Here is a 3635-nt window from a genome sequence, read left to right as displayed (position 1 = left end):
GATTCCTCACGGTCTGTGGGGACACGCCATACGCCCTCGACTTGCTTTCCACCGAATCGTTCCATAAACACGCTGAGATGAGGGTTCTCGCCACCTCTTCCCCTCTCTTTCCCTTGAAGTTCAGCATGGAAAGTAATTTATATCCTATTTGTTGAACGTTGTTTTGGTGAGGGAGTACCGGTGTTACCATCTCGCTTACTCACGTGGTAATACTACATCTCCCTCACCTTAAACCTTTCTTCAACTGAATTCTTAATACCCTTATAAATCCTGTTATCTGCCATGAATCGATATTATCCTGCTGGAGTTATTTTTCATAATATGATTTTGGGTCTACCGTGGAGAGGAGGAGGTTCGGGAAGTGCCACTCCCCCTGGAGGATACTCCAGATCGCCCGGGCCATAGCCGTCAACTACAACCTCTCGACCTGTTATCTCGCTCTTGTAATAATATTACAAGAACCCTTATTTCTTCGTGATATGATCAAATATATTCAGTAATTCCTTCATTGAATAAGTCCAAATCAACAGAGATATTACAATTTGCAAAGGAGCCCTGAATCACCCCTTCGAGAAATGATAGGGAATGTTTCTCCTATTATGTACAAAATTTAAATGTTTTTTCTCTCTCCTAATATTTTTATATACTTGATATGGTTGTAAGATGTATCATAGAAATAAAATCCATAAGGAGAGAATAGTTGCCACTAGAACTATAGGCGTAGTTATCAGACCTAAGTAAACATAAATCCTTAGAGGTATCTTTACGCCGTGTTTTCTTTCTAAGTAATATATCCAGAGTAGAGTAGCCAAGGATCCTATAGGAGTGAACTTAGGTCCTATGTCATTGCTTATTACGTTTACTAAAGCCAAAAGGAAATGGTTAGTAGAATGGGTAGAGTTTATAGCCAGAGAATTTATCATAACTGAAGGAAGATTGTTCATAAAGGCTGCGGTAAAGGCAAAAAGTAATCCTTCCATTATCACGTTAAATGGGGACGGAAGGCTAAACAAGGTAGAGTCAGTACTAGCTAGGAAATTAGTAACACCTTGCTTCCCCATGCCGAAAACTACTATGTACATGCCCAAAGAGAAAAGCACAATCTGCCAAGGTGCCTCTCTTACAACCTTATATATATCTATTTTTTTCCTACGCTTGGCTATAATACCTAACAGGGTAGCCGCAGGAATGGCAACCATTGCAACTGGGATCTTGGCAAATGAAGTAAGAAAGTAAGCTAGAACTAATATTGCTATGAAAGGAAAGCCTAGCTTAACCAAAAGTTGATCATTGATTGTAGGTTGAAAACTAGGCAATTCTTGATTCTTATCGGTCTTTCTAACTAGAAGAAAATAATAAAGTATTACTGAGATTATTACAGATATTATAAAAGGAAATATCATATATTCTGCATAAAGGAGAAATGAAATATTAAAATATGTAGCGTCTATTATATTTACTAAGTTACTTATTATGAACGGGAGGCTTGCAGTATCTGCGACGAAACCGATTCCCATCATAAACACAATCTTAGAATGCTCATCAATACTGCTCCTAGATATTATTGAAGTGGCTATTGGAGTCATGACTAACGCTGCTCCATCGTTTGCAAAGAGCGCGGAAACTACAGCGTCAAGCAAAAGCAAAAGAACGAAGGCTTTGCCTAACCTATTTCCTAATCCCAATATTTTGTACGCTATATAGTCGAAGAAACCTGCTTCATCCAATATTAAAGTCATAATTATTATAGCAACGAAAGTAAACGTAGCGTCCCACACTATATCGAAAACTAACACAACGTCGTGAATATTAGAAATACCCAGAATTAGAGTGAGGGCTCCACCAATTAGTGCTGAATACCCTATTGGAATTCTCTTGGGTTTAAAATTAACTAACAAAAGCGTAGCTACGAATATTAGAATTGCAATCAGTAACTTTAGCATCCATTTTCAACCTCCTGATATAAACTTTTTAACAATATTAAAGCTCTTTCTTTAGGATCCCAAGACGAAGATATATTTACATCTAAGATTGAAATTCCACTAAAGTGTTGTAAGACGGATTTTATTGATTTTTTCTATTTATCTGAGAAAGTATATCAGAAAATATTGTATAAAGAGCTCTATAAGAAGAAAGTGAAATTCTTGCGTCAATTAGAGCATAAGGTAAATTTATGTTATTTAAGAAAACTTTCAGAATAGAGGTTTTACCTATTCTTCTTATTCCAGTAGGGCGATTCAGGGCTCCTTTGCAAATTGTAATATCTCTGTTGATTTGGACTTATTCAATGGAGGAATTATTGAATATATTTGATCATATCACGAAGAAATAAGGGTTCTTGTAATATTATTACAAGAGCGAGATAACAGGTCGAGAGGTTGTAGTTGAGGGCTATGGCCTGGGCGATCTGGAGTATCCTCCAGGGAGAGTGGCACTTCCCGAACCTCCTCCTCTCCAGGAGGGAGTTGAAGGACTCGGCCAGGTTGTTTGACCTGAGGAGGGGCCAGAGCTCCCTGGGGGCGAGGAGGTAGGAGAGGAGGGGAGAGCCACGGGTGGGGACGGACTCGGCGAGGGAGAGGAGGAGGTCCAGCAAGACCCTCACCCTCCTGTCCACCCTCCGTTTGAGGTGGACCAGGCAGGTCTGCCTCGCGACCTTGATCCCGGAGCGGGAGATTGCCGTGTCTAGGGCCTTCACCCCGTCGGCTACGACCAGGGTGAGGTTGTACCTCCTCCACAGCCTCACCAGGAGGTCCCAGTAGCTCACGACGTCCTCCTCCCCGGTCAGGACCACGTCAAGCACGGCCCTCACACCGTGGTCAGTGAGTCCCAACGCGATTAAGAGGACCCCCCTCCTCCCTCCCCTCAACTTCACGTACTTCCCGTCCACGACCACGTACTTGAAGTCCCCCCTCACCTCCAGCTCCTGGGTCCAGAGCTTGGCGTTCAACTTCCCTCCCAACACGGAGTAGAGCAGGAGGAGGGCCCTGACCACCACCCCCTCCTCCCTGAGCACCTCCTCCTCCACCCTCGTCCTCACCCTCTCCCCTCCCCTGTACACCACGGGCAACCCTCACCGTGACCCACTCCAGCCCGTACACTACCCTCCTCCCCAGGAGGGAGACCTTGAACCCCTTCAAGAACCTGTACCTGGCGTAACCCCTCCTCCTCACCTCCTTCCCCCTGACGTACCTGGGGGAGGTCCTCTCCGCCTCCTCCAGGGCCCTCCTCTCGATCTCAGCCACCGTTTCATTTAATAGCGCGTCCTTCCCAAGTAACTCGGGGACGAGCGAGGTCACCACGTGATAAAATGGGTGTCTCATGGTATGACCTAGCGCTCGTCCCCTTTTTAGTGTTACTGATGTAGGATCAATTAAGTCACTTTCATTCTATAGAAACAAATAGAAATCGCAATGGAGACCTGAATCGCCCAAAGCCATCATAAGAATCGAAAGCACAATTCTTTTTCTCATAATTATATCACTATTAACGCTAACTAATAATGCTTTGTGGGCTACTTCAGAATTATACAAAAATTTATAAATAATTATACCGAGTATTACCCATGGGAAAGAGTAAGTACAAGAGGGATTGGCACAAGTACGACGAGAACGTTATAACGAGATATACCCTAATGT

2 protein-coding genes and 2 pseudogenes are annotated in these 3635 nt (G+C 43.4%); 1 reads left to right on the top strand and 3 read right to left on the bottom strand.

The window, feature by feature from the left end:
• A partial coding sequence (locus tag METMK1DRAFT_RS16430) for a DUF4322 domain-containing protein (protein WP_009072594.1) occupies positions 1-190 on the bottom strand: 190 nt, incomplete at its 3' end.
• Between the two features lie 136 nt (positions 191-326).
• Here METMK1DRAFT_RS16430 and METMK1DRAFT_RS17645 point away from each other — a divergent pair.
• Positions 327-500, top strand: a pseudogene (locus METMK1DRAFT_RS17645) (IS256 family transposase); the annotation flags it as partial.
• 168 nt (positions 501-668) lie between these two features.
• On the opposite strand, the gene METMK1DRAFT_RS07735 reads toward METMK1DRAFT_RS17645, so the two are convergent.
• Entirely contained in the window at positions 669-1943 is a 1275-nt protein-coding gene (locus METMK1DRAFT_RS07735) for an ArsB/NhaD family transporter (protein ID WP_009072592.1), read from the bottom strand.
• A 353-nt stretch (positions 1944-2296) separates the two neighbouring features.
• A pseudogene (locus tag METMK1DRAFT_RS07730) lies at positions 2297-3320 on the bottom strand (transposase).
• Positions 3321-3635: the final 315 nt, after the last annotated feature.

The organism is Metallosphaera yellowstonensis MK1, from assembly GCF_000243315.1.
GTDB classification, from domain to species: Archaea; Thermoproteota; Thermoprotei_A; order Sulfolobales; family Sulfolobaceae; genus Metallosphaera; species Metallosphaera yellowstonensis.
The sequence above is the reverse complement of the archived record's forward strand: the minus strand, read 5'-3'. Positions and strand labels throughout refer to the sequence as shown.

Excerpts from the sequence above, each read along its gene's own strand:
- METMK1DRAFT_RS07735 (WP_009072592.1), bottom strand. The coding sequence starts at position 1,943 with ATGCTAAAGTTACTGATTGCAATTCTAATATTCGTAGCTACGCTTTTG.